Genomic DNA, 23,112 nt, shown 5'->3' on the forward strand with positions numbered 1-23,112 from the left:
CCTTAGTATAGTGATGTCTGAGAGATTTGTCCTGATCAAATTAGCATCAGGCCGTTATAAAACGTATGAATGGCATTTGGGAGCAGACGGGAATGTGTATAGAGGCCTGAAGTTCTGGTTTATAAAGTAGACCGGGAATGTGAAGCTGAAGGAGGGCATTGCATCAGTAAATCCTGCTTTTAGCAAAAAAAAGGTAATAAGAATTGGTTCTATGTAACTGTTTTCTTTAGTTAAACAAAAAAGCTGCAATTGTGGGTGAGAAGAATGTTTGATTTTTGTCAGGCTATATAGTTGATTACATTTAATCATTATCTCATAAGGATGCGGAAAATTGAAGCGAAGGGGTGCTCAGGGTATGCGGCAAGCCAGTACACCGGAACCGGTTTGCTTGATTGTATCAGCTGGGTTGTGGTCCATTGCCGGACGATGGACCATTCTCGTTTTGGTGTTGTGTATTCTGGCGGGCGGTTGTCGGGATGAGACACCAATAAAGGTGGGTTTTATCGCAGGGACCTCCGGGAAAGTTGCGGATCTTGGCATTTCAGGTCGTGACGCAGTTCAGATGCTGGTTGAAGAGTACAACCGTAACGGTGGTATAAACGGCCAGCGGCTGGATCTTGTCATCAAAGATGATCAGCAGGAACCTGAAATTGCAAGGAAATCGGTGCAGGAGTTGATCGATGAAGGAGTTGTGGCAATAATCGGGCCCATGACCAGCGATATGGCCATGGCGATTACCCCGGTACTGGATAAGCATCAAATCCCCGCAGTCAGCCCGACTGCTACCACCCAACACCTTTCAGGCCAGATCGACTACTTTTACAGAGTGAGCTCAACCACCCGGGAGTATGCAACCAAGAGTGCCGCCTATCACATACGTGCGACAGAGATACGGAAAATTGCCGTTGTTTTCGACAAGGATAATAGCTCGTTCACTGAAAACTGGTTGAATATTTTCAAACAGTACTTTGTTTCAAACGGTGGTGAAATAGTAGCTGAAATAGGTTTTGAAAAGCAACAGAAGAGATCGTTTATAGAAATTGCGCTTGAACTGCTGAGCCATAAAGCAGATGGAATTCTCATTATAGCCAATTCCATGGATTCTGCCTTGTTTTGCCAGCAGATCAGAAAAGTAGATACTGATATTCCGATATCGCTCTCTGATTGGGGAGCGACTGAACGACTACTCGAGCTGGGTGGTCGTGCCATCGAGGGGACACTGGTTGTTCAGACGTTCGATAGAATGTATTCGGGAGAGAAGTATCAGGCTTTCAGAAAAGAGTATTTCAACACCTTCAAAAGGGAGCCCGGCTTCCCCGGAGTATATGCGTATGACGCAGCCCAGGTGGTGTTTACTGCTCTCGAAAAACAGAAGAAGAACCATAGACTGAAAGAGACTCTTGATTCTATTGGGCAGTTTCCCGGGTTGCAAGGCGATATTCGTTTTGATGAGTTTGGAGACGTACAAAGATCAAAAGCTAACATCAGTGTAGTTCGGAACCGAAAATTTATCGTCTTGGATTGATTGCTTGAAAACTGTCACACCTCTCCACAAACATCTTTCGTTGAAGTTTGCAGTAGTTGCAATTCTACCTATTCTCATTACCAGCTGGCTTGTCCTGAACTTCCTCGTTCCAGAGATGAAGAGACAGATTGCTGGTCAGCATGAAAGCATGGCCCGTTCGGTAGCCAGTCAAATATCTGCCCATCTGCAGGGAGGTGAAAGGCAACTTCTTGCTCTCGCCGATTTCTTTGAAGAAAAAGATGAGTGGCACTCTCCGGATGTAACGCTTTTACTCGATTCCCAGTGCGGAAGCGGTGATCTTTTCGAAACCACGTATATTACATCAAACCCGGAGCAGACTATCTGCTACGTAGGGTTGGCTGACAAATCACCGGATATACGCCGATTAAAGAGAGATGATCTGCTGGGGATTGACCTTTCAGGGAGACAATTTGTTTTTAAAGAGGATGCGGCGAATAATCTGTTCTGGTCGGAAACATTCCTGTCGACGGTGAGTAACAGCCTGGCGGTGGCCCTGAAAGTCCCTTTCTCAGGACATTCCATCACAGGTGAAATCAGCTTGCTCAGATTTTCAGAATTGATCAGTAATCTGTCGGGGACCGGGGATACCGTAACCATTGTGCTTGATGGGAACGGTCGAATTGTTGCAGATTCAAACAAGGAGTCCTGGGGGCAACAGTTTGATCTCAGCAAGTTGCCTCAAGCCGGATCAGCTGGCAGTTCAAAATCTTCCATGTCATTTGAACTGCATGGTACACAGATGCTCGGAACCATGGTCAAGGTTCACCATTTAGAATGGAACGTTTTAGTATATCAGCCTCTGGCGAGTGCCCACAGTCCATTGATAACAGCGTATTTCGCGGTGGCCCTGGCTCTGGGATTTGCCCTGGCATTGGCGCTGGCCGTGGCCTATTTTCAGGCCATGGCGTTATCAAATACCTTTACGCAGTACGCTGAAGAAAAACAGAAAATTTTAGATGATCTGTTGCAGGCAAAGCAGGAGGCAGAGGCAGCCAGTGTTGCCAAATCTGAGTTTCTCGCAAATATGAGTCACGATCTGCGGACTCCGCTCAACGGTATTATGGGTATGCTTCAACTGATTGACCAGACCAATTTAACCCGTGAGCAGCATGAGTATATTCAGATTGCTTTAAAATCATCCAATCGTTTGACGGGGTTGCTGTCCGATATCCTGGATTTATCGCGGGTGGAAGCGGGTAAAATGCCTCTGAACCAGAAACCATTCGATCTGGCGCAGAGTGTCGGGCAGGTATGTGATCTTTTTCAGATCACCTTCAAGCAGATGGAGGTCGAACTTGCCAATTCGTTCCATCCGTCGATACCCCAGATGGTTCTTGGTGATGGTTCACGCCTCCAGCAAGTTCTCAATAATCTGTTGAGTAATGCCGCAAAATTCACGACAAGAGGCAGTGTGAAGCTGGAGGTCTATCCGTTGCCGTCTCATCAGCCAGGGCAGAGCCGGGTGCTGTTTACGGTTATTGATACCGGCATTGGTGTTGCCTCGGAAGAGATAGACCTCCTCTTCGAACCATTTCATCAGGGCGATGTTGACCGTATACGAAAATTTGGGGCAGGGCTGGGACTTGCCATCTGTAAACGGCTGGTAAAGTTGATGGGGGGAGACATCTTTTTCGAAAGTGAGCCAGGGGTAGGAACCACTGTCAGCTTCTGTGTAACATTTGGGGAATGTTTGTACCGGCAAAAGCCGTTGGCTGAACCGGAGGTCGATGTTCAGCACAGCCCTGTCTGTCTGGATATTCTTGTAGCGGAAGATGACCCCATCAACGCTACAACCGTGAAGTGGCTGCTGGAGAGGGACGGTTGCAAGGTTACCAGTGTGGAAAACGGCGTTGAGGCACTACAGGCTTTGGCTCACAACAGATTTGATGGTGTACTGCTGGACATCCAGAAGCCGGTTATGGATGGACTCGAAACCGTTCAGGCTATCCGCCAGGGTAAAGCAGGACATGAGAATAGAGGTATACCGGTAATTGCTCTCACCGCGTATGCCATGAAGGGAAATCAGGAGACTTTTCTCGATAAAGGGATGGACAGATACCTATCCAAGCCTGTTGATATTAAAAAATTACAGTCTGTCCTGCAGTGGGTGGCACATCGCAACCGGAACTGATCTACACTATTTGAGGCACTTCAGGCCGTTAAGATTGGTCAGCTTTTCTCGAAAATAGTCCTGGAAACACCGCTCGGTCAAGCTCAATTCCTTATTCTTCAGTCCGACGCAGGCTATGGTGTTGGTGAGTTTTTTTTTGGTGGGCCTTATCTGGACTATCGAACCCGTCTCCAACTGTTCGCTGACCAAATGACTGACGATGATACCCGCGCCCATACCTTCTTCTATGGCAGAAATGATGGTTCGGGCGCTGTCGGCGACAAGTATCAGTTTCAGTGCAGCTGGTTCACTTCCGTAGTGCAGATTGAACCAGCTGCGAAACAAGGCCAGGTCGGTTCTGTAACTGATAAAGCTCAGTTGGGTCAATTTTTCATATTTGCCATCGGCTACATTCTCTTCATAATATTCCTTTGAGCAGGCCAGGATGAACTCTTCATCGAGCAGAGGTTCTATTCTGTAGGTCTTCATTCTATCTGCGGTATCGAGAAAGATGGGCAGGATGTCTATATAGGCAAAACCCAGGTCACCGGTCGAGACCATCTTAAACAATGTTTGCGGGTCTGCCAGTTCCAGCTGAAAAGAAACCTCTTCATATTCCCTGCTAAAGGCAGCCAGGATTGTTGGGAAATAGGTCGTACCAAATTCCGATGGGGCACCGATTCGCAGCAAGCCGGAGGGGGTATCTTTTGATTTATCGAAATGCTTCACACCATTTTCAAGGGAAACCATGAAGCTCTTCACTATCTCATACAATTCACAGCCAGCAGTGGTCGGCACCAGTCGACGGTTTACCCGGGTAAAGAGTCTGGTCTGCAGTTCATCCTCGAGCTTTTTCAGGTGCTGGCTCACTCCCGACTGGGTGATGTTCAGGATTTTTGCCGCAGCTGTACTGCTCTGTTCGTTAAAGATGTGATAGAAAACTTTGAGTCTATTCAAGTCTGGCAGCATATGTGGTTTTCGGTAAGTTTGAGTGATCGAAACGGTAACAAAGATTAATTTTACTTACCACTCGTGGTTGGATTATGCTAGCACCGTTCTTTTTATCGTTGAGTAAAGTTATTAAAAAACAAGGTTGCAGATGAAAATAGGAATCGTGGCGGCAATGGAAGAGGAAGTAGCCTTATTGTCTGAAAAACTCAAAAAATCCTCTGAAATCAATATAGGGCGATTCAATTTCTGGAAGGGAGAGCTACAAGGAGTTGAAGTTGGAGTGACCCTTTGTGGAATCGGCAAGGTGAACGCGGCGGTGGGCACCACAATGCTGCTTGAAAAATTTATGCCTGATTATTTAATTAACATTGGAGTAGCCGGCGGATTCGCCAGCGAGCTTGAAATTGGTGATATTGTCATCTCCACAGAAGTTCGTCACTACGATGCGGATGCCACAGCCTTTGCATATGAAATGGGGCAGATTCCGAGAATGCCTTCGGCGTACAAGGCTGACAACAGGTTGATCGATCTGGCCAGCCAGGCCTGCAATACACTAGCTGATGTGGCTGTACATCACGGTTCGATTCTCTCTGGAGATAGCTTTATACATACTTCTGAGCAGATTGCGGAGATATCGACAAAGTTTCCTGGTGCAATGGCTGTGGAGATGGAAGGTGCAGCGGTGGCGCAAACGGGATTTCTGTTTGGTATCCCCTTTGTTCTTATCCGTTCTATTTCAGATAAGGTTCACGCCGACAACAACCCCTGCGCCTATTCGCAATCCATGCAGAGTGTTGCCGGCAACTCCGTTAACACCGTGCTCCATATGATCGAAAATATTCACTGATACGAGCAATGAAAAAGATAGAAAGTTTTAAGATAGATCACACCCGGCTGAAAAGAGGAATTTACGTCTCCCGAAGGGACCATGTGGGAAGTGAGGTGATTGCTACCTTTGACCTGCGCCTGAAAGAGCCGAATAACGAACCGGCACTTGAAGCGGCTGCCGCACACACCATAGAACATATCGGTGCCACGTTTTTACGAAACCATCCGGAATTTGCGGCCAGGATAATCTATTTCGGACCTATGGGATGTCTGACAGGGTTTTACCTGTTGCTCAGAGGGAACTACGCGTCACCGGATATCGTGCCGCTTATGACAGAACTCTTCAAAGCGATTGCAGAATTCGATGATGCCATTCCCGGGGCTACCCCGATAGAGTGTGGAAATTATCGACTGATGGATCTGGAGGGAGCCAGACGGGAAGGAAAGAAGTATCTCGAAGAGGTGCTTGAGCGGATCGGTGAGGAGAATCTGGTGTACCCGGCCTGACCTGCATGAGCAGATTTGAGATGCAGGGGAGCTGATCTCTGGCCCGGATTTCTTATGAGAAATCCGGGATAGTTTTAGAATTATGCTTCGGTCGCTTCACTTGGTCTTGTTCGCAGGCCAAACCAGAAAATAGAAAACAGTGCCAGCCCCAGGAATAGAAGGGCTACCGGATGTTCCAGCAGTACCCGGTAATTGCCGTCTATGATATTCAGTGATTGTGAGAGAGAAAGTTCGAATCGTTCACCAAGAAAAAAGGCGATTACGAAGACAATCACGGAAAAGCCCAGACTACCCATCAGAAAGCCGAGAACTGCAAAAATAAACATGACGGCAACACCAAACAATCCGCCGGTTGCCAGATAAACCCCGACCGTACAGAGCAGCAAGGCTGCAGGAAATATGATCGATTCCGGGGCCTTGATAACTCGTACCCAGAGCCTTAAACCGAATAGCCCGGAAATGAGATTGAGCACATTGGCCATAAGCAGAATACCGAACAGCCCATAGATGAGTTGGCCCTGCTCTTCGAAGAGCAAAGGACCAGGTTGTACACCATGTATCATCAACGCGCTGATGATGAGGGCTGCGGCGATATTGCCTGGTATTCCCAGGGTGAGCAGGGGGATCAGGTTGGCACCGGCCACTGCGCTGTTCGCGGATTCGGTTGCGGCTATGCCGTGAATGTTGCCTTTGCCAAAGCTCTCCGGTTCTTTCGAGGTTTGCTTTGCCGTGGCATAACTCATAAATGATGCTGCGGATGAATCCAGCCCGGGAATTGCCCCCAGCACGGTACCAATTATCGACCCCCGAAAAATTGTATAACGGCAGGCCCAGAATTCGCGCCAACTGACTCTCTTGTCTTCAGCTTTTTGCGATTTGGGGATGGTTATGGCGGAGCCGATCTTGCCCTGTATCATGGCAAGCCTGCGGAAAATTTCTGCCACAGCCAGCATACCGAGGGCGACAGATACCAGAGGCAGGCCGTCATATAACTCGAAATGGCCGAAGATAAATCGGGGAGTACTGTTCTCCGGGTCCAACCCGACTGTGGCGCAGAACAGCCCCAGAGCTGCGGCGGCGATGCCCTTGGCCATGGAATCGCCTACCAGCCCGGCGATAATCGAAAAGGCGAAAATCATCAGGGCGCACACTTCAATCGGGCCCATTTTCAAGGCGAGTGTGGCAATGATCGGTGCTACGGTAATGAGGACTATATCGCTGAAGGCATCACCGGTCACAGAAGAGTAGAGCGCCATCTTTGTTGCCTTTTCCGGCTTTCCCTGCTGGGTCATGGGGTAGCCGTCCAGGGTGGTGGCCGCTGCATCGGCGGTGCCCGGGGTGTTAATCAATATGGCAGGAATGGCTCCGCCAACCAGACCGCCCTTGCTGATGCCCATCAGGATTCCGATTGCGGCCAGGGGGTCGAGCACAAAGGTGAAGGGAATCGCAATCGCCATGGCCATAACAGGCCCGACACCGGGAATAGCGCCAACCAGTTGGCCGATTATGATTCCCAGCCAGACAAAACAGAAATTCTGCAGGGTAAGTGCATCGGCAAACCCTGCGAGTATAGTGCTAATATCAATCATTGATGGCCCGTATTTTTCATAGCATGTGATGGATAATGGTGGTTGTTACGGGAGCGGTCTCTTCAGTAAAAAATCTACGCAAAACCAAGTTAAAGAGGGAAGCACAATGATACCGATTGCAAGCCAGTGGTATCGGCGTTCCCCGGTAACGAGCATCAGCACAAGCATCAAAACAGGCGCACCAATAACAAATCCCAGCCGCGACATCAGCCAGAGCCCCAGAACGCCTATTCCGAGAAAGAGAAGTACCCGGGTCGTAATGCGCCAATCAATTTCAGCTTTTCCTTTAGGGAAAATGAGATGAATACAACCAGATACGACAATAATGATTGCAGCAATATTGGGCAGAGTTGCTGGCCGCAGCCAACCATAATCCGTGGTTTCGGTATGGTTGGGGATGACCCAGAAGAGCAGAGCAAGGCCGAGCAGGGCGGTCAAAATCCCGGATAATCGATTGAGCGTCATGGTGTTTCACTGTGTTGTGTCGGTGGAAAAATCAGTGAAGCGCGCTACTGGCAATATGCCGGAACTCTACACTGATTTTTCACCTGGAGTGAGCTGATGAGAAATGCAGGCTATTCCTTTTCTTTGTCTTTATTCACCAGGGCGAGAATATCGATTTCACCCTGCTGCAACATTTCCAGGGTTCCTTCAGGGCCGAGATTTCTGGCGGTGGCAGTCAAGGTGTTGAACAGGGCCTCCTTGACGCTGTCTGAGTTGACTGCGTCATCCAGCGCCTTGGCCAAAGCGTCTTTTATTTCAGTGGGCAATCCCTTGGGAGCTGCGATATAAAAATATGGTTCCAGGCTAAAGTTGTAGCCGCTTTCAATAAGGGTCTTTGCATCTGGCGCATATGAGTGCCGATCTTTACTGAGAGAAGCGATCATTTTTAAATCACCGCTCTTCACATATTTGATGTGGCCACCAGCGGGCAGGGCGATGGTGGTGTGTCCGCCCAGAACTGACTGGATCTGCTCGGCGCCGCTCTTATGGGTAACAAACTTGAATTTTACTCCAGCCTGTTCCGCTACGGGTTCCATTACCATCTGTTGTGGCTTGGCATCAAAAGCAACAGTGATGCCATCTTTTGACTCGGCTGCAAAGCTCAGCAGCTCTTCAAGGTTATTAAACGGGGCATCGCTTCGGGCCACCATGGCGATTTCGCCCCTCAGGATGGTGCCGATATAATCAAAGCTATCGATTTTGAATGGCAATTTGTCACCGCGATGAGCAAGGTTCAGCAGGACTGGCATGTTAACACCCAGGCCAATGGTCTGCCCGTCAGGCTTCTGCCGCATCAAAGTGGAAAGCATGGCGATTCCGCCACCACCGGGCTTATTTTCAACAACAACGTTCCAGCCGGTATTTTCCTCAATTTTGGCGGCAATCAGGCGCCCCATGATATCGGTTGAACCACCTGCGCCAAAACCAATTTGCAGTTTTACCGGATGCTTGGGGGACCACTCTTGGGCCTGTGCCATCAGGGGCATGAGCATCAAACAGGCGAGAGTGAAAAATGTCAGTGCTTTTTTCATGGTGTTCTCCTTAATTCGAGTAGGGGGAAGTTGTATATTTGGTTTCGCTCAATTCGAAAGAAATTGTAGAACCCGGGTCTACTCTGGGTCAGAGTCAGAGAGGACACAGAGCGCTGGTGAAGTCTGGTAGGGAACAACTCCGTCAACGCTGGTCTCAGATTTCGCTCCTCTCGGGCTCGCCCCTTTCAACCTGAAATCTTTCACATCCACAGGGACTATCTCCACCTGTTCAGGTACCTCGACCTGGGGAATGTAGTCGTAGGGGTAACGATAGGCCCTGTAGACCATGTTCATGTTGAAGCTTTTGCCCCAGTAGGGCGAAATATATTCCCAGACCAGTTCATGATCGGCGGTGATTTCGATCAACCGGCCGCCGCTCCCCTCGGTAATAAGGGTGTTGCCATTGGGAAGGCGCTGGGCTGAGCTGATAAAGGGGCTGTACAGGCGATTACTGTCGGTGGGATGAACCAGACTTGCTTCCTGGGGTGTATACTGCCAGACGATCTTCAAAGTGATCGGGTCAAATTCCAGAACCCGTGAGTAATCTCTCAGAACATTTTTGGTCCCGGTCGGGCTTGCCGGATGGCAGCTGCCATATCCGGCCCAGCCGCCATTATCATAGACGAGGATATTGCCTTCGCCCGGCAACCCTTTGGGGATCATGTGGGCGTGGTGCTGGCCGATAATCCATTCCAGGTCTTTCTCCGGGGTATGGTCATAGTAGGGGCCTACCTTCCAGACCACTTTGCCAGTCTCTTTACTGATGATGAAAATCAGGTTGGTTTCACGCCCATCGACAATGATATTGTCCGGGTGAAAACGTGTATCACCTGCTTCATACCATTTATTCGGTCCGAGCTGTGACATGGAGTTGAGATGCATCCAGTCACCCATGCCACCACCGCAGGGCCGCATGTTCGGATCGCGGGCCAGGGCATTTTTCGCATCTTCCCGAAAGCCGAATTCCTCGAAATGTTCGCTGCAGACCCACTCCCAGAGAATTTCTCCATCCCAGGAGATTTCATAGATGGTGTCATCAAGCAGGTTTTTGTCGCTTATGTTTTTGCAGACCAGGTTCTTGTGTCCAAGAATGAGGGTGTTGCCACCATCAACCTGGGCATCCATCTCCGGCACGTAGTAGCCGACTGGATTACCCTGGCGCTGGTAATCGTGATGCACCCTTGCCATCCACTGGGGTTGCTCGCCCGGGTCCTCGATATATTCGTACTCGTTGAACTTCCAGACCACGTTTCCGTCCCAGTCCACCTGGATCAGGTCGCGGTAATCCTGCATACCAAAGAGCGTGGAGCGTTCACCGGTGTGGCCAAGCATCTGGCCACCTTTCAGGAGTTTGTTGGGAAAACCGTGCAACCCTCTCCAGAGTTTTATTTCCCCGCCGTTCATGTCGATGACCAGGGCGCCAAGCTCTTTGGCTTGAAAGACGGTGTAGCCGTTAAAGCATTTATCGGGGTTATAGATGGTGGCACCGGTGGGGTATATACTTGGGTATGTCATTATGAAGCGGACTCCTTGCTTTATCTGTTACTGCAGATTCTATTGTTTCTTAACTGATTCCGTTTTGGTGATGAGCTCTTCGAGTGTGTCGAAATGTTGAACCATTACTGCCTCTGCTTTCTCACCGTCCCTGTTCTTGATATGTTCGAAGAATAACTGATTGTATTCGATATCAATTTTGGCAGTTTCAAGATCAGGTACTTTGCCGAGTACTTTCTGGAACACTTCGACCAGCGCTTCCATCAGACTGCTGATAAAGGGATTGTGACAGGCGTTGGCAATAAGGCGATGAAAGCGAATGGCCTTGGTCTGATCGGGGCAGCCTCGCTCGATGGAGACTCTGATATCCCTGATGCATTTTTCCATCTCTTCAAGATCTTTATCGGTTCGTTTTTCGGCGGCAAGTTTGGCGAGAACCGGCTCGAGAATTCTTCTGAATTCTGCAAGATCACGGGCTGTTATGCCTCCAAACTGGTACGAGTTGATGACTACATCAACCATTTTTTCCGATCCGGGCTCGGCAACAAAGCTGCCTCCAAATGCGCCACGTTTCTTGACAATCAGTCCTTCAGCTTCCATCTCACGTAAGGCTTCTCTGGCTGAGACCTTGCTCACGCTGTACTGCTGGGCAATTTCGGCCTCGGGTGGGAGCTTATCTCCGGGTTTGAAGTGACCATCCAGAATGGACTGTTTCAGAATGGCTTTGATCTGGTCGGAGACCCGCTCTTTGTGTATTTCAGCGCTTTGCAGTTTTTTGGCCATAGTGACCTCGATAGAAAAAACAAAAGTTAGTTTTTTAAAAGTTAGTTTTTTGTCAAAAGCTGAAATTTCCAGAGATTGAGTGTTTTGTCAAGCTGGAAAAAAATGATATTGGCACGCCTGAACCCAAGTTCGTTGCCAGTTCAGGCGAGATAGGATCCCCAGGAAAATTCAAATTCGCCAAGACTTGCCGGTTGAATCCTGTTTTGCCTAGCCTGGAGTAGGTATGGTGGCACTGCCTGGCTCAGATGAATCAACCGGCTGTTTATCTCTGCCGAGGTAAACAGACCAGATTCCTCCGGAGACAATAAGCAGCGCGCCGACCAGGGCAGAGGCGGCGGGAAGCTGCCCCCAGAAGAGCCAGCCCAAAAGGCCCGTGAACAGAACTCCGCTATAGCTGATTGGCGAGATAACCGTTGCCTTGGCGTAGCTGTAAGCGCGGGTGTAAAACCACATGGTCAGCCAGATAGAAATACCGATGCCGGCCATGAGTGGGATGGTGAACAGGGGCATGGGTTGCCAGTTAGTGATGGCCAGCGGCAGGCTGCAGAGGGCGGAGAAGGCAAAATAGTAGAACATGATCCTGCTGGTGGGCTCTGTGAGTGCAAGAGTCCGCGTCGTTACGATGGAGCCGGCCAGGGTTATTCCGGATAGCAGCCCGATAAGGTGCCAGAAACTTATCAGAGAACCTTGAGGTTTCAAAACAACGGCAATTCCGATAAAGCCCATAATCACGGGCAGCCAGCGCAGCAAAGGTAATCGAATCCCTTTCCAGATTAAAAAGATCACCGGAACACATACAGGGGCTGTATTTCGGAGCAGGCTGGCATCAACCAGGGGAATTTTCTCCAGCGCCAGATAATAGGTGTAAAAGCAGAGCCATCCGGCTGCGCCTCTTATCAGATGCAGCCAGGGGTGATCAGTCCTGAAGGTCTGAGTGCCTCTTCGCAATAAAAATGGCAGCATTACGATAGAACAAAACAGGTATTGAATAAAGACGATCTGCTCTACGGTTACGAATTCAGCGGTGTATTTGGTAGCTGCAGTTGCCAGACTGACAGTCATGGCTGTGGCGAGTGCCAGAAAGGCACCAAGAAACAAATGTAGTGTCGATTGCTGCATATAACAGGTACCTCAATAAAGAGAGCCGAAGAGTGTTGTTGACGGGGAAGCCGTTAATCAGGTATTTCCCTCGATAACAGTATCTTTGTAAAACCTTGCAGAAGCTTGTTACTCTGCTCTTCTGGCGGGATAGCGCATGAACCTCTTACCTTGGAAGTATGACTGATTATCGTGGATTATACTCTTAAACTATTATTTTCGTTTGAGATCAAGGTCTAGGAAAAATAATACATGTGCCCCTGCGACCTGCATCCTGGAGATATATCCTGAATACAAAAAGATACGAGGTGATAAGGGCATTTGAGAAGAAAAAAATCGTTATCGATCCCCGGTATTTCTGCATTGATGATATTTGTTGGTTCAAATACCATTGCAAATGTATATCTCTGTATTTCTAAATTCTTCCTTGACAGTAAGCATCCCCGGAGACTAACACTAAATAGTAGTGGGCATATGTCTGTTATGTTACGCGGTCGTAGTTTCTTTCGAAAGATTTCTGGTGAAACTTTTTAGCTGGGTATATGAGATCCCGGTTAACTCAGAAAACGGAGGTCGTGCAAATGTGGAAGCGTATCTGGCCACACAAACGAGCATTGGCTATGAGCATTGTTGCGATGTTAGTATTTCCAGCACTATCTGTGGGGGACGATGATCTGGGACAGGACTGGTACTGTTCGGAGCCGGAGGCACATACTACTGCCTACAAGGAACATCTTGGTATGCACCTGGAGAGGGGGGCAGAAGCCATTACTGATGACCTTGACAAGATATACAGTGACGACAGTCTTACAGCCGATGAGAAAAAAGTGAGAGCCATCAAGGTAATAATGAAACACCTCACACAAATTAAATCCGGTATGGGAGATTGATGAAAAAATAGGTGCTGCGCACAGTCGGCAGGATCACCAGAATTTAGGTACTGCCGGGAGATGGATGACAGCTCTTCACCGTTCGTCCCGGCAGCAGCTGCATGCGTATCGGTGAAAAGGTTTCTTGCAGATGTTTTGCGGGAAAACACCTCATACCCCGCTTCATTGAACATGTTCACAGCCGGGAGTTGCTGACCATTGAGCTGGTTGTGCTCCGTCCGGAGTAATAGCTTTTCTTACATGTTTCCTCCAACGACAACAATAGCCCAATAGTATCGATCATCACGAGTGAAAATCGAAAGGAACAATTATCTGAATTTCAATCGGGTAATTAATGCTGCAGCCCCGGGCAATGGAGGGTGTATAATTACAGGTAAAATGGACTTGCTACGAGGTGCGGGTCTGCTCTGTATTGAGGCAAATTGAAGATGACTGCAAGATGAGGTGTGTATGTACCGGCTATTGATAGTTGTACTTCTTTTAATGAGCAATAAGGCAATGTGTAAGGAATTTGCCGCCAGCATGTCGGTTATTCCCCTGGAAATCGCCGCTCCTGAGAACACCGCTGGAGGGATGATAGCGGCAGATGTCAACGATGATGGCGCCTATGACCTGATAGTGACAGCTCCGGGATATGTAGGCGCTTATGCAACTGATGGAAGGAGGCTGTGGTCAAAACGCGTTGACATACGCGTGGGGGGACGTGCCGAGTCGGAAGGCCTGCCAGGTCACCATGCACCGGGCATTCAGGCTGGAGATATCAATGGTGATGGCGAAACCGAGGTCCTGTTTTTCGATCAGAAGAGTACCCTGCACGTGTTGCGCGGTGATAATGGAAGGGAGTTATGGTCGATCAAACTGGAGCCGCCGAAGGGCGCCAGGCGCTGGGAGCATGTGGTGATCGCCAATTTTCGCGGCAAAGGTGATCGGGACCTGCTGTTGCAGACAACACACGGCAGTGCACGCCACCGGCTCGGTAAATATCTTGCCGCCCATACGGTGCGTGATCTGCAAATGGGAAAGATCGCGCCGCTCTGGCAACGGGATGACTTTCTACCCTGTGGTCACAGTGGTGTCCGCGTAGCGGACCTTGATGGTGACGGGCGTGATGAAGTTCTGGGCGGAACCATCTTGGCTCCTGACGGCAGGCAACTGGTCGCGCTCGAGGTCGTTGGACATATCGACTCATTGTTTGTAGCTGATATTCGCCCGGATCTGCCAGGTCTTGAAGTGGTGATACTGGAAGAAGGGCGGCGTAACCGTATCTTTTTAGTTGGCCCGTCCGGCTTAATCTGGGAAACGGACCATAAGGGCCAGGAACCACAGAATGCCGTTATCGGCCGATTCTTGCCAGGACGCACTGATATGCAGATATGGTGTCGCAGCAGATACAACGAGCACCAGGTACCATTCGTGTTCGATGCGTTCGGCAGACTGCACTCAGAATACCGAATGGATGATGTCGCCCCAAAAGGCTGGACTATACGCGGGGTTGAGGTGATCCACAGTATCCAGTGGACCGGTCGCAAGCAATGGTATGCAGTTGCCAAGGAGCGTCATAAGCCGGGGGATGTGGCACTATTCGATCCTGTCACTGGCCGCTTTTTACTGTACTTGCCGGAACAGGCGAATCGCCTCTATGTGGCAGATGTTATCGGTGATAGGCGCGAGGAGATTATTGTTTGGAGTGATGACGAGCTCCATATTTATGCCAATCAACAGCTCAACCCACGCCCGGATGAGCCGCGACTGTGGACACTTCCATATTATCGTCGGAGCAAGATGACCTGGAATTATTATAGTCCGTAACTTCTCACCCTCCCGAAAAAAAGCAGCAGATTAATTTCCCTGAAAAAAATCGCCTCTGATTCAAGCGAACTCTGCAGTGCATTTTACCCTTGAGTATTACAATCCCGTCTCATTCTTCTCATTGAGTTGATAAAACTCTGTGCAATTTGCGGTTGCATGATTGTTGTATTGTGCATGCATAGTGCGCGGTTCATGCATGCAACACCTGGCCGCCTCTTCACTGGTGTAATCTCCTATCTGGCTAAATAAACGTGCAAGTTATACCTCGGTGTTTTTGGCACGTGATGTGCTTATATCACACCGTCGTGCAGTTGTGTGCAATGCGGCAATAAGTGCTTGTGTCCGTAAAATTGGTGTCCCCGTTATGCAATGAAGAGAAGACTATGAAGAAAACACTGACAACGTGCCCGTACTGTGGTTCGGGTTGCACGTTTTTTTTGGAAGTTGAAGCTGGTACCATTTCAGGCGTGACCCCGAATTGCAATGGCTCGGTAAATAATGGGGCGCTCTGCTCCAAGGGTCATTTTGGTACGGATTTTGTGCAAAGCAGGGACCGGTTGACAACGCCCCTTATCAGGAAAAACGGTGTCCTCACTCCTGTCGGCTGGCGGGAGGCGTATAGCTATACGGCGGAACGATTTTTAGATGTTGTAAATAAGCACGGCGGCAAAAGTGTTGCAGGCTTCAGTTCGGCCAGGTGTACAAATGAGGAAAACTATCTTTTCCAGAAAATGTTGAGAGCCGCGCTGGGAACCAACTCGGTTGACCATTGTGCCCGCCTCTGACACGCTCCCACAGTGGTCGGTCTGACCACGACTCTGGGCAGCGGCGCCATGACCAATTCCATTGCAGAACTCGATGAGATGGGACCCGGTGACACCATTTTCGCCATCGGCACCAACACCACGGAATGTCATCCTGTAATCGGCGTTGCCATGCTGCGTGCGGTGAGGCGCGGCACCCGCCTGGTGGTGGCGGACCCGCGGGCGACGACGCTGGCGCAAAAAGCCGATGTCTGGCTCCGCCTGGAGCCGGGCACCGATGTCGCGTTGCTGAACGGGATCGGCCAGATCATTGTCGAGGAAGGGCTTGAAAACGCCCAATTCATTTCCAGCCAGACTGAAAACTTTCAAGGGTACAGGGAGCATCTGCAACAGGTCAGTATCTCCGAGGTGGAGTCGATAACCGGAGTGGCAAAAGAACTGGTGGCGGCCGCGGCAAGAATCATAGGGGAATCTGCCAATGTCGCGACCTACTATACCATGGGGGTGACCCAGCATACCTCCGGGGTAGATAATGTGCTGGCGGTATCGAACCTTGCGCTATTGACCGGCAATATCGGCAGGCCCAAGACCGGGGTAAACCCGCTGCGCGGTCAGAACAATGTGCAGGGGGCCTGTGACATGGGGGCCTTGCCCGATGTTCTGCCCGGTTACCAGAAGATCACTGACCGCGCGGTTCGTGAAAGGTTTGCCGATGCCTGGGGGGGGGGACTCCCTGAACATGAGGGGCTGACCATACCTTCGGTCTTTTCGGCAATCGAGTGCGGCGAGGTGAAAGCGCTCTATATCTTCGGGGAGAACCCCATGCGGAGTGATCCCGATATCAATCATGTTCGCCACTGTCTTGAAAAAGCAGACTTTCTGGTAGTGCAGGATATCTTTTTAACGGAAACGGCCCAGCTTGCCGACGTGGTATTGCCGGGAGCCTCATTTGCCGAAAAAGACGGCACATTCACCAGCACCGAGCGAAGGGTGCAGCGGGTCCGCAAGGCGATTGAACCGGTTGGTACCAGCAAGGCGGACTGGCAGATATTCAGCGAGCTTATGCAGGCACTTGGCCATAAAGCGGCGTATACGCATCCCGAGGAGATTTTTGATGAGATGCGAAGCCTTACGCCGGGATATAGAGGGATAAGCTATCAACGGCTGGAAAACGAATCGCTGCAGTGGCCCTGTCTGGATGAAGATCATCCGGGCACACCGATTTTACACGTGGGAGGAGCCATTCGCGGCACGGCCCGGTTTGAACCGACACGTTACCGGCCACCGGCGGAACTGCCGGATAAAGACTACCCCCTGAAGCTGACCACCGGCCGAGTGGTGGCGCATTATCACACCGGCACCATGACCCGTCGCTGCTGGGGGCTGGAAGGGGTGGCTCCCCACGAGCAGGTGGAGATACATCCCGGGGACGCCCTGTCCCTTGATATCGTTGACGGAGATCCTGTGCGGGTGGAGTCCCGGCGGGGTACGGTGGAAGCGGTGGCCAGGGTGACAGATGTCGTCGGTAAAGGCCTGGTATTCATGACATTCCATTATAGCGAGAGTTCAGCCAATATGCTGACCAACAGCGCAGCCGATCCGGTAACACAGACCCCGGAGCTGAAAATCTGTGCGGTAAAGGTAACAAAATTGACCAATGAACTGCATGTTTGCAGTTGAAGGAACCTGAAGAGTTACGATGAAGAACTACAGTTTAAACAGTTTTGTGGTGGCTGATCCGGATAAATGTATCGGCTGCCGGGTGTGCCAGATAGCCTGTTCGGCGGCACATGCAGATGGAGATCGTGCGCTCACGGTGGGCAGTATGAAAAATCCTTTCCAGCCGCGTTTACACCTTATGCGCCATCGCTACGGTTATGCCCCGGTGCAGTGTCGCCACTGTGAGGGTGCTCCATGCGCCAACAGCTGTCAGGTTGCCGCCATAATCCAGAAAGAGGGTGTCATCCTGGTGGATGAAGATAAATGCATGGGCTGCAAGACCTGCCTGATTGCCTGCCCCTTCGGCGCCTTGGAAATGGCTCCTGTCTACAGAGACGGCAAAGCGGTGGAACAAAATTTTTATCTGGACCGGGAGGGAACCGTTCAGGCCGCTGGAGCAGAGCACGCCAAGCATCGCTATGTGGCAACGAAATGTGATCTCTGCCGCGACAGCGACCGGCAGCCCGCCTGCGTGGCGAATTGCCCGCAGCAGGCTCTGGGGTTGATAGATCCCGGTCAGCACCGGGCACAGCGCATGAGTGCAGCGGCAACAGGACTGGCGAAAATGAGCACGCATCGTAACAGATGAGCTGTGCAGGCCGGACGATTACAGGCGGTTATGCCGCTTTAGTGAAAGAACACAGTACGAATTTTCAATGAGATACAGTTATGACTGAATCAATTGTTTCAATCGATAGCGAGTTGTGTACCGGCTGCGGCAGATGCAAGGATATCTGCCCGGTCGGTGCCATCAGCGGTGAGCCGGCTGAGCCTCACCGAATAGCCGCATCCAGTTGTATAGTGTGCGGTCAATGTGTGCAGGTGTGCAGCGGTTTCGATTCCTCCCTTAAGGAGTATCCCACCGGCAGGCAGCAGCGTCTCCGGCAAAGAGGCATGCTCGACTCGGTGTCAGAGCCCCTTTTTGCCGCGCATTACCGGGGGGATATCCACGCCCTGCTTGCAGCCCTTGAAGATGGCAGCACCTCAACCTTCGTGCAATGTGCGCCAGCGGTGCGCGTCGCCCTGGGTGAGGAGTTCGGCATGGGCTATGGCGCGCTTACTCCGGGCAAACTGGCCGCAGCCCTTCGCGCGCTGGGGTTTGACCGGGTCTATGATACAACTTTTGCCGCGGATCTCACCATCATGGAAGAAGGGGCGGAACTTATAGAACGCATCCAGGGCAAGGGGCGGCTGCCGATGTTTACCTCATGCTGTCCCGGCTGGGTGAAGTTTATCGAAGACCAGCACCCCGATCTGCTAGAGAATATGTCCAGCTGCAAGTCGCCGCAGCAAATGGCGGGTACCCTGTTCAAAACCTATGGTGCCGGGGTGGATAAGGTTGATCCCGCCTCGATCTTCAGTGTGGCGGTCATGCCCTGTACCGCCAAGAAATTTGAATGTGCCAGGCCCGAGATGGATGCCAGCGGCCACCGTGACGTCGATCTGGTCATAACCACCAGGGAGCTGGCCCAGCTTATCAAACATAAGGGTTTGGATTTTCTCGGTCTGGACGATGAACCGTTCGACAACCCGCTGGGCTGTTATTCCGGGGCCGGTAATATTTTCGGCACCACCGGCGGAGTGATGGAAGCGGCTCTGCGGAGCGCCTGCGAGGTGCTTACCGGGGTTCCCCTGGGGGAGATCGAGCTGGAATATGTGCGGGGTGGTGAAGGTCTGCGCTATGCGGATATCGTCCACCAGGATCTTGAGTTGCGGGTCGCTATTGTGGCAGGTCTGGCCAACGTTCGTCGTTTGCTGGATGAGGTGCGGCGCGGTGAGGCGGATGTGCATTTTGTTGAGGTGATGTGCTGTCCCATGGGTTGTGTGAGTGGTGGCGGCCAACCCAAGCCGTTGTTGCCGGCTCAGCATCTCGAAGCCCATGCAGGGCGCAAGTCCGGCCTGTATTGTCATGACAAGAAGCTTGCCGTGCGCAAATCCCATGACAACCCTCAGGTGAAAAAGCTGTATGCGGATTTTCTGGGTGAACCGCTGGGCCATGAGTCGCACAGGCTGCTGCATACCGATCATACCAGCAGGAGGCGGGCATGAACGCATTTGTTGTCGCTGATGCAGGGTTGTGTATAGGTTGCCAGGCCTGCATGATCGCCTGTGCCAAAGCGCATAGCCCTGCAGGAAGCCCTGAAAGTGGCCAGACAACAGGAGCAATGGCGGCTGGCCGTGTATTTCAATCCAGAATCACCCTGGTGCGTACCGCAGAGGTTACTGTACCCGTGCAATGCAGGCATTGTGAGAATTCCCCTTGCGCCAATGTCTGCCCGGTGGATGCCATCGTGCAGAAAGACGCGTGCATAGATATTGTCGAAAAGAGCTGTGTAGGTTGTAAAAGCTGTATGCTGGCCTGTCCGTACGGGGCCATTCAGGTAGTTGCGGATGATACCGTCTGTGGAAAACAAGCGGTTGTAGAATTTCGGGAAAAAACCGGTCAGGACACTCTTCATGTTGTGGTTAAATGCGATCTCTGTTTTGATCATGGTTCTCCGGCCTGTGTCAAGATCTGCCCGGCGGGGGCGCTGAGGCTGGTGGAAGGACGTCAGCTCAGTGAGAGTATCGTGTCGAAACGCAGGGCCGCCGCGGGCAGGATGGGGCGGATAGGTAGTCAGCATTAAGGAAGAAGAATGTCGCAGAACAGAGATATATCCCGTCAGGATTCAGCGCAAAAAGGAGAACTCGTCAGGGTGTTTCTCGCCGATGGCACTATCACCTACGTGAACAGTGTCTGCTGTGATTTTTACGAGAAAACGATGGATGAGATGATAGGCAGCAACCTGGCGGCCTATCTCTCCGAAGACGAGCGGGAAGATATTATCGCGGCCATTTTTTCCATGAGCCAGGACAACCCTGAGGTTATAACCCGACCGCGATTTACCGGCAAAGACGGCAAATCCCGCTATCTCGAATATCGCAACCGGGGAATATTCCAGGCCGACGGCACCATAGTGGCGTACCAGTCGGTGGGAGTGGTCCTCGCCGAAGAACAACGGCTGGTGCCTGTTCCCGGGACCATGGAAGTGCCATCGAAGGTGGCGGGCAGTCCCCATACCTCCGGAAGAAGCCGGGAAAATGCACCCGGCTTTTTTTCCGAGCAGATGCGTGAGATCAGGCGTCAGGCCGAGATGTATCACCACGACCGTTCGATTCCGGTGTTGATCGAAGGGGAGACCGGGGTGGGTAAGGAAATCATAGCCAAACTCATCCATTTCGGGGGCACCACCTCACTGCGCCCATTTGTCGATATCAACTGTACCGCCATCACCCCATCACTTTTTGAGAGTGAGCTGTTTGGGTATGATTCCGGAGCGTTTACCGGCGCGGATGGCCGTGGAAAACAGGGCAAGCTCGATTGCGCCAGGGGCGGCACGCTCTTTCTGGATGAGGTGGCGGAGATTCCTACTGAACTCCAGGCTAAACTTCTCAGGGTGCTGGAGGAGAAAGCCTTTTACCGGGTGGGTGGCCTGCGCCGCATACATACCGATATCCGGGTGGTTGCGGCCACCAATGTCGACTTAGACAGTCGTGTCGCAGCCGAGACCTTTCGTCGGGATCTGTACTATCGCCTGCGTGTCGGCCATATCCGCATTCCGGCCTTGCGGGAACGGCGGGAGGATATCCTGCCCCTGGCCGGGCTTCTGCTGAACCAGTCTGCCCGAAAGCGTAATAAGAGGTTTGCGGATATCAATGACGGGGCCGCCCGCCTGCTGCTCGATCACCCGTGGCCCGGGAACATTCGTGAATTGAAAAACCTCATGGAATGGGTCACGTTCATGTTTGATGCCCGGCACCTTGCTGCTGAACATATCGCCGATCGTCTGACCGTTCCCGCCCATTACCAGCCCGCTGTACCGGCTCTTTTGCCGTCAGGCAGAGGCCGGAGTTCAGTCCGGATCGAAATTTCGAAAGCTGAGGTGCTGGCAGCCATTGATCAATGCCGGGGCAATAAGACCCAAGCTGCCCGCAGGCTGGGGATTTCCATTCGTACCCTCTATAACCGACTGATGTAATGTTCTTGATATGTAAAGGAATTTTATGATAGTGCATGCCGATCCATCCTACAATTTTATCGACCCTGAGCAGATCTCACGCATTATTGACGCAGCTCGACAACCGGCTCCGTCACAGGTGCGTGAGATCATCGCCAGGGGGCTTGAGAAAAAAGGCCTCTCTTTATCAGATGTTGCTGTCTTGCTGCAAAGTGACGATACCGAACTGGATGCGGAGATTTTTGCGGCCGCCAGACGGATAAAGCAGGAAATCTATGGCAACCGGATAGTGCTGTTCGCCCCTCTGTATGTGAGCAACGAATGTGCCAATCAATGCAGTTACTGCGGCTTCAACGCGAAAAACAGCGAACTGGTACGAAAAACCCTGACCAGCGAAGAGATTGCCGGAGAAGTACGCGCTCTGGAAGACTGCGGGCAAAAACGATTGCTGCTCGTTTATGGCGAGCACCCGAAGATTACAGCGCAGTGGATCGCCGATAGCGTTGCCACGGTATACGAGACGCTCTCATACAAAAGCGGCGCCATCAGACGGGTGAATATCAACTGTGCGCCGCTGGACGTTGCCAGCTTCAAGTTCCTGCATCAGGCGGGAATAGGCACCTACCAGTGTTTTCAGGAGACCTACCATCAGCCGACCTATGAGAAGATGCACCTGGCCGGGAACAAGACCGATTACCTGTGGCGTCTGCAGGCCATGGACCGGGCGCAGCAGGCAGGCATCGATGACGTGGGCATCGGCGTGCTGTTTGGCCTGTATGACCATCGTTTCGAGTTGCTGGCCATGCTGAGGCATGCTGAGGAGCTGGAGAGTCGTTGGGGTGCGGGGCCGCATACCATCTCTTTCCCGCGTATGGAACCCGCCCTGGGTTCCGAGCTTTCCCAGGCTCCCCCGTACCTGATCTCCGACCATACGTTCAAGAAAATTGTGGCTATTACCAGGCTGGCGGTGCCGTATACCGGAATAATCATGAGTACCCGCGAGAGTGCCACGATGCGAACCGAATTACTGCAGCTCGGGGTATCCCAGATGAGCGCTGGCTCAAGCACCTCGCCGGGCGGATACAGTGACGGTTCTTTGGACGAGGTTACCAGTCAGCAGTTCTCTTTGGGGGATCATCGCCAGCTGGATGATATTGTATTAGATCTGGTGCGGCAGGGGTTTACCCCGTCCTGGTGCACGGCCTGTTACCGAACGGGCCGGACCGGCGAGCATTTCATGACTCTGGCCAAAGAGGGCTTCATCCAGAATTTTTGCCACCCCAATGCCTTGCTCACCCTCAAGGAATACCTCAATGATTATGGCGGAACCGCGACTGTCGAGGCGGGCAAACACCATATCGAGGGCGAGCTGGAAGCGTGTCAGCTGAAAGTCAAACCTCAACTTGAGGCCAAACTTGCCAAAATCGAGGCTGGTGAGCGTGACCTCTATGTGTGAACGGTGAGCAGGGGAAACGAGTATTCCGGCAGCCT

Annotated in this window: 19 protein-coding genes; 12 read left to right on the forward strand and 7 right to left on the reverse strand. The window is 51.5% G+C overall.

Annotated features, from left to right (window positions below):
- The first annotated feature begins 388 nt into the window (after positions 1 to 388).
- The gene (locus FCL45_RS07580; RefSeq protein ID WP_228721454.1) at positions 389 to 1,525 is read left to right on the forward strand and encodes an ABC transporter substrate-binding protein; all 1,137 of its coding nucleotides are present in this window, start codon (positions 389 to 391) and stop codon (positions 1,523 to 1,525) included.
- A 4-nt stretch (positions 1,526 to 1,529) separates the two neighbouring features.
- The gene (locus FCL45_RS07585; protein WP_136797383.1) at positions 1,530 to 3,677 is read left to right on the forward strand and encodes a hybrid sensor histidine kinase/response regulator; all 2,148 of its coding nucleotides are present in this window, start codon (positions 1,530 to 1,532) and stop codon (positions 3,675 to 3,677) included.
- Between the two features lie 6 nt (positions 3,678 to 3,683).
- Here FCL45_RS07585 and FCL45_RS07590 read toward each other — a convergent pair whose 3' ends face one another.
- Complete coding sequence (locus tag FCL45_RS07590; RefSeq protein ID WP_136797381.1) at positions 3,684 to 4,625, reverse strand: LysR family transcriptional regulator; 942 nt, start codon at positions 4,623 to 4,625, stop codon at positions 3,684 to 3,686.
- Between the two features lie 130 nt (positions 4,626 to 4,755).
- On the opposite strand from FCL45_RS07590, the gene FCL45_RS07595 reads away from it, so the two are divergent.
- Both FCL45_RS07595 and FCL45_RS07600 read left to right on the forward strand, forming a co-directional pair.
- Positions 4,756 to 5,454, forward strand: a complete 699-nt coding sequence (locus FCL45_RS07595; RefSeq protein ID WP_136797379.1) for a 5'-methylthioadenosine/adenosylhomocysteine nucleosidase — start codon at positions 4,756 to 4,758, stop codon at positions 5,452 to 5,454.
- Positions 5,455 to 5,462: 8 nt separating this feature from the next.
- On the forward strand, positions 5,463 to 5,942 hold the full coding sequence (locus tag FCL45_RS07600; RefSeq protein ID WP_136797378.1) for an S-ribosylhomocysteine lyase: 480 nt from the start codon (positions 5,463 to 5,465) through the stop codon (positions 5,940 to 5,942).
- Between the two features lie 80 nt (positions 5,943 to 6,022).
- Here FCL45_RS07600 and FCL45_RS07605 read toward each other — a convergent pair whose 3' ends face one another.
- The 6 genes from FCL45_RS07605 to FCL45_RS07630 form a co-directional block, all read right to left on the reverse strand.
- The gene (locus FCL45_RS07605; protein WP_136797376.1) at positions 6,023 to 7,531 is read right to left on the reverse strand and encodes a tripartite tricarboxylate transporter permease; all 1,509 of its coding nucleotides are present in this window, start codon (positions 7,529 to 7,531) and stop codon (positions 6,023 to 6,025) included.
- Positions 7,532 to 7,576: 45 nt separating this feature from the next.
- Positions 7,577 to 7,996, reverse strand: a complete 420-nt coding sequence (locus FCL45_RS07610; protein ID WP_136797374.1) for a tripartite tricarboxylate transporter TctB family protein — start codon at positions 7,994 to 7,996, stop codon at positions 7,577 to 7,579.
- A gap of 110 nt (positions 7,997 to 8,106) precedes the next feature.
- Positions 8,107 to 9,066 (reverse strand): tripartite tricarboxylate transporter substrate binding protein, encoded by a 960-nt coding sequence (locus FCL45_RS07615; protein ID WP_136797372.1) that lies wholly within the window; start codon positions 9,064 to 9,066, stop codon positions 8,107 to 8,109.
- 78 nt (positions 9,067 to 9,144) lie between these two features.
- Entirely contained in the window at positions 9,145 to 10,581 is a 1,437-nt protein-coding gene (locus FCL45_RS07620; RefSeq protein ID WP_136797371.1) for an aryl-sulfate sulfotransferase, read from the reverse strand.
- A 39-nt stretch (positions 10,582 to 10,620) separates the two neighbouring features.
- A complete protein-coding gene (locus FCL45_RS07625; RefSeq protein WP_136797369.1) occupies positions 10,621 to 11,343 on the reverse strand; it encodes a FadR/GntR family transcriptional regulator in 723 nt (240 codons plus the stop codon).
- Between the two features lie 207 nt (positions 11,344 to 11,550).
- Complete coding sequence (locus tag FCL45_RS07630; RefSeq protein ID WP_136797367.1) at positions 11,551 to 12,462, reverse strand: DMT family transporter; 912 nt, start codon at positions 12,460 to 12,462, stop codon at positions 11,551 to 11,553.
- A 560-nt stretch (positions 12,463 to 13,022) separates the two neighbouring features.
- On the opposite strand from FCL45_RS07630, the gene FCL45_RS07635 reads away from it, so the two are divergent.
- From FCL45_RS07635 to hydG, 8 genes are all read left to right on the forward strand, one after another.
- The gene (locus FCL45_RS07635) at positions 13,023 to 13,331 is read left to right on the forward strand and encodes a hypothetical protein (RefSeq protein ID WP_136797365.1); all 309 of its coding nucleotides are present in this window, start codon (positions 13,023 to 13,025) and stop codon (positions 13,329 to 13,331) included.
- A 450-nt stretch (positions 13,332 to 13,781) separates the two neighbouring features.
- Positions 13,782 to 15,140 carry a rhamnogalacturonan lyase family protein gene (locus FCL45_RS07640; protein ID WP_136797364.1) on the forward strand — a complete coding sequence of 453 codons (1,359 nt, stop codon included), beginning with the start codon at positions 13,782 to 13,784 and terminating at the stop codon, positions 15,138 to 15,140.
- 383 nt (positions 15,141 to 15,523) lie between these two features.
- Complete coding sequence (gene fdhF, locus FCL45_RS07645; protein ID WP_136797362.1) at positions 15,524 to 17,584, forward strand: formate dehydrogenase subunit alpha; 2,061 nt, start codon at positions 15,524 to 15,526, stop codon at positions 17,582 to 17,584.
- Between the two features lie 19 nt (positions 17,585 to 17,603).
- The gene (locus FCL45_RS07650) at positions 17,604 to 18,212 is read left to right on the forward strand and encodes a 4Fe-4S dicluster domain-containing protein (protein ID WP_136797360.1); all 609 of its coding nucleotides are present in this window, start codon (positions 17,604 to 17,606) and stop codon (positions 18,210 to 18,212) included.
- An 80-nt stretch (positions 18,213 to 18,292) separates the two neighbouring features.
- The gene (locus FCL45_RS07655) at positions 18,293 to 19,672 is read left to right on the forward strand and encodes a [FeFe] hydrogenase, group A (protein WP_136797358.1); all 1,380 of its coding nucleotides are present in this window, start codon (positions 18,293 to 18,295) and stop codon (positions 19,670 to 19,672) included.
- On the forward strand, positions 19,669 to 20,250 hold the full coding sequence (locus FCL45_RS07660; protein ID WP_136797356.1) for a 4Fe-4S dicluster domain-containing protein: 582 nt from the start codon (positions 19,669 to 19,671) through the stop codon (positions 20,248 to 20,250). The genes FCL45_RS07655 and FCL45_RS07660 overlap by 4 nt, the downstream gene beginning before the upstream one ends.
- A gap of 9 nt (positions 20,251 to 20,259) precedes the next feature.
- A complete protein-coding gene (locus FCL45_RS07665; RefSeq protein WP_136797354.1) occupies positions 20,260 to 21,642 on the forward strand; it encodes a sigma-54 interaction domain-containing protein in 1,383 nt (460 codons plus the stop codon).
- Between the two features lie 25 nt (positions 21,643 to 21,667).
- Complete coding sequence (hydG, locus tag FCL45_RS07670; protein ID WP_136797352.1) at positions 21,668 to 23,077, forward strand: [FeFe] hydrogenase H-cluster radical SAM maturase HydG; 1,410 nt, start codon at positions 21,668 to 21,670, stop codon at positions 23,075 to 23,077.
- The last annotated feature ends 35 nt before the right edge of the window (positions 23,078 to 23,112 follow it).

Origin of the sequence: Desulfosediminicola ganghwensis (genome assembly GCF_005116675.2) — a bacterium.
Taxonomy (GTDB): Bacteria; Desulfobacterota; Desulfobulbia; order Desulfobulbales; family Desulfocapsaceae; genus Desulfopila; species Desulfopila ganghwensis.

Excerpts from the sequence above, each read along its gene's own strand:
- FCL45_RS07660 (WP_136797356.1), top strand. The coding sequence starts at position 19,669 with ATGAACGCATTTGTTGTCGCTGATGCAGGGTTGTGTATAGGTTGCCAG.
- FCL45_RS07635 (WP_136797365.1), top strand. The coding sequence starts at position 13,023 with ATGTGGAAGCGTATCTGGCCACACAAACGAGCATTGGCTATGAGCATT.
- FCL45_RS07590 (WP_136797381.1), bottom strand. The coding sequence starts at position 4,625 with ATGCTGCCAGACTTGAATAGACTCAAAGTTTTCTATCACATCTTTAAC.
- hydG (WP_136797352.1), top strand. The coding sequence starts at position 21,668 with ATGATAGTGCATGCCGATCCATCCTACAATTTTATCGACCCTGAGCAG.
- FCL45_RS07615 (WP_136797372.1), bottom strand. The coding sequence starts at position 9,066 with ATGAAAAAAGCACTGACATTTTTCACTCTCGCCTGTTTGATGCTCATG.
- FCL45_RS07610 (WP_136797374.1), bottom strand. The coding sequence starts at position 7,996 with ATGACGCTCAATCGATTATCCGGGATTTTGACCGCCCTGCTCGGCCTT.
- FCL45_RS07665 (WP_136797354.1), top strand. The coding sequence starts at position 20,260 with ATGTCGCAGAACAGAGATATATCCCGTCAGGATTCAGCGCAAAAAGGA.
- FCL45_RS07595 (WP_136797379.1), top strand. The coding sequence starts at position 4,756 with ATGAAAATAGGAATCGTGGCGGCAATGGAAGAGGAAGTAGCCTTATTG.
- FCL45_RS07650 (WP_136797360.1), top strand. The coding sequence starts at position 17,604 with ATGAAGAACTACAGTTTAAACAGTTTTGTGGTGGCTGATCCGGATAAA.
- FCL45_RS07600 (WP_136797378.1), top strand. The coding sequence starts at position 5,463 with ATGAAAAAGATAGAAAGTTTTAAGATAGATCACACCCGGCTGAAAAGA.
- FCL45_RS07655 (WP_136797358.1), top strand. The coding sequence starts at position 18,293 with ATGACTGAATCAATTGTTTCAATCGATAGCGAGTTGTGTACCGGCTGC.
- FCL45_RS07630 (WP_136797367.1), bottom strand. The coding sequence starts at position 12,462 with ATGCAGCAATCGACACTACATTTGTTTCTTGGTGCCTTTCTGGCACTC.
- FCL45_RS07640 (WP_136797364.1), top strand. The coding sequence starts at position 13,782 with ATGTACCGGCTATTGATAGTTGTACTTCTTTTAATGAGCAATAAGGCA.
- FCL45_RS07625 (WP_136797369.1), bottom strand. The coding sequence starts at position 11,343 with ATGGCCAAAAAACTGCAAAGCGCTGAAATACACAAAGAGCGGGTCTCC.
- FCL45_RS07620 (WP_136797371.1), bottom strand. The coding sequence starts at position 10,581 with ATGACATACCCAAGTATATACCCCACCGGTGCCACCATCTATAACCCC.
- FCL45_RS07605 (WP_136797376.1), bottom strand. The coding sequence starts at position 7,531 with ATGATTGATATTAGCACTATACTCGCAGGGTTTGCCGATGCACTTACC.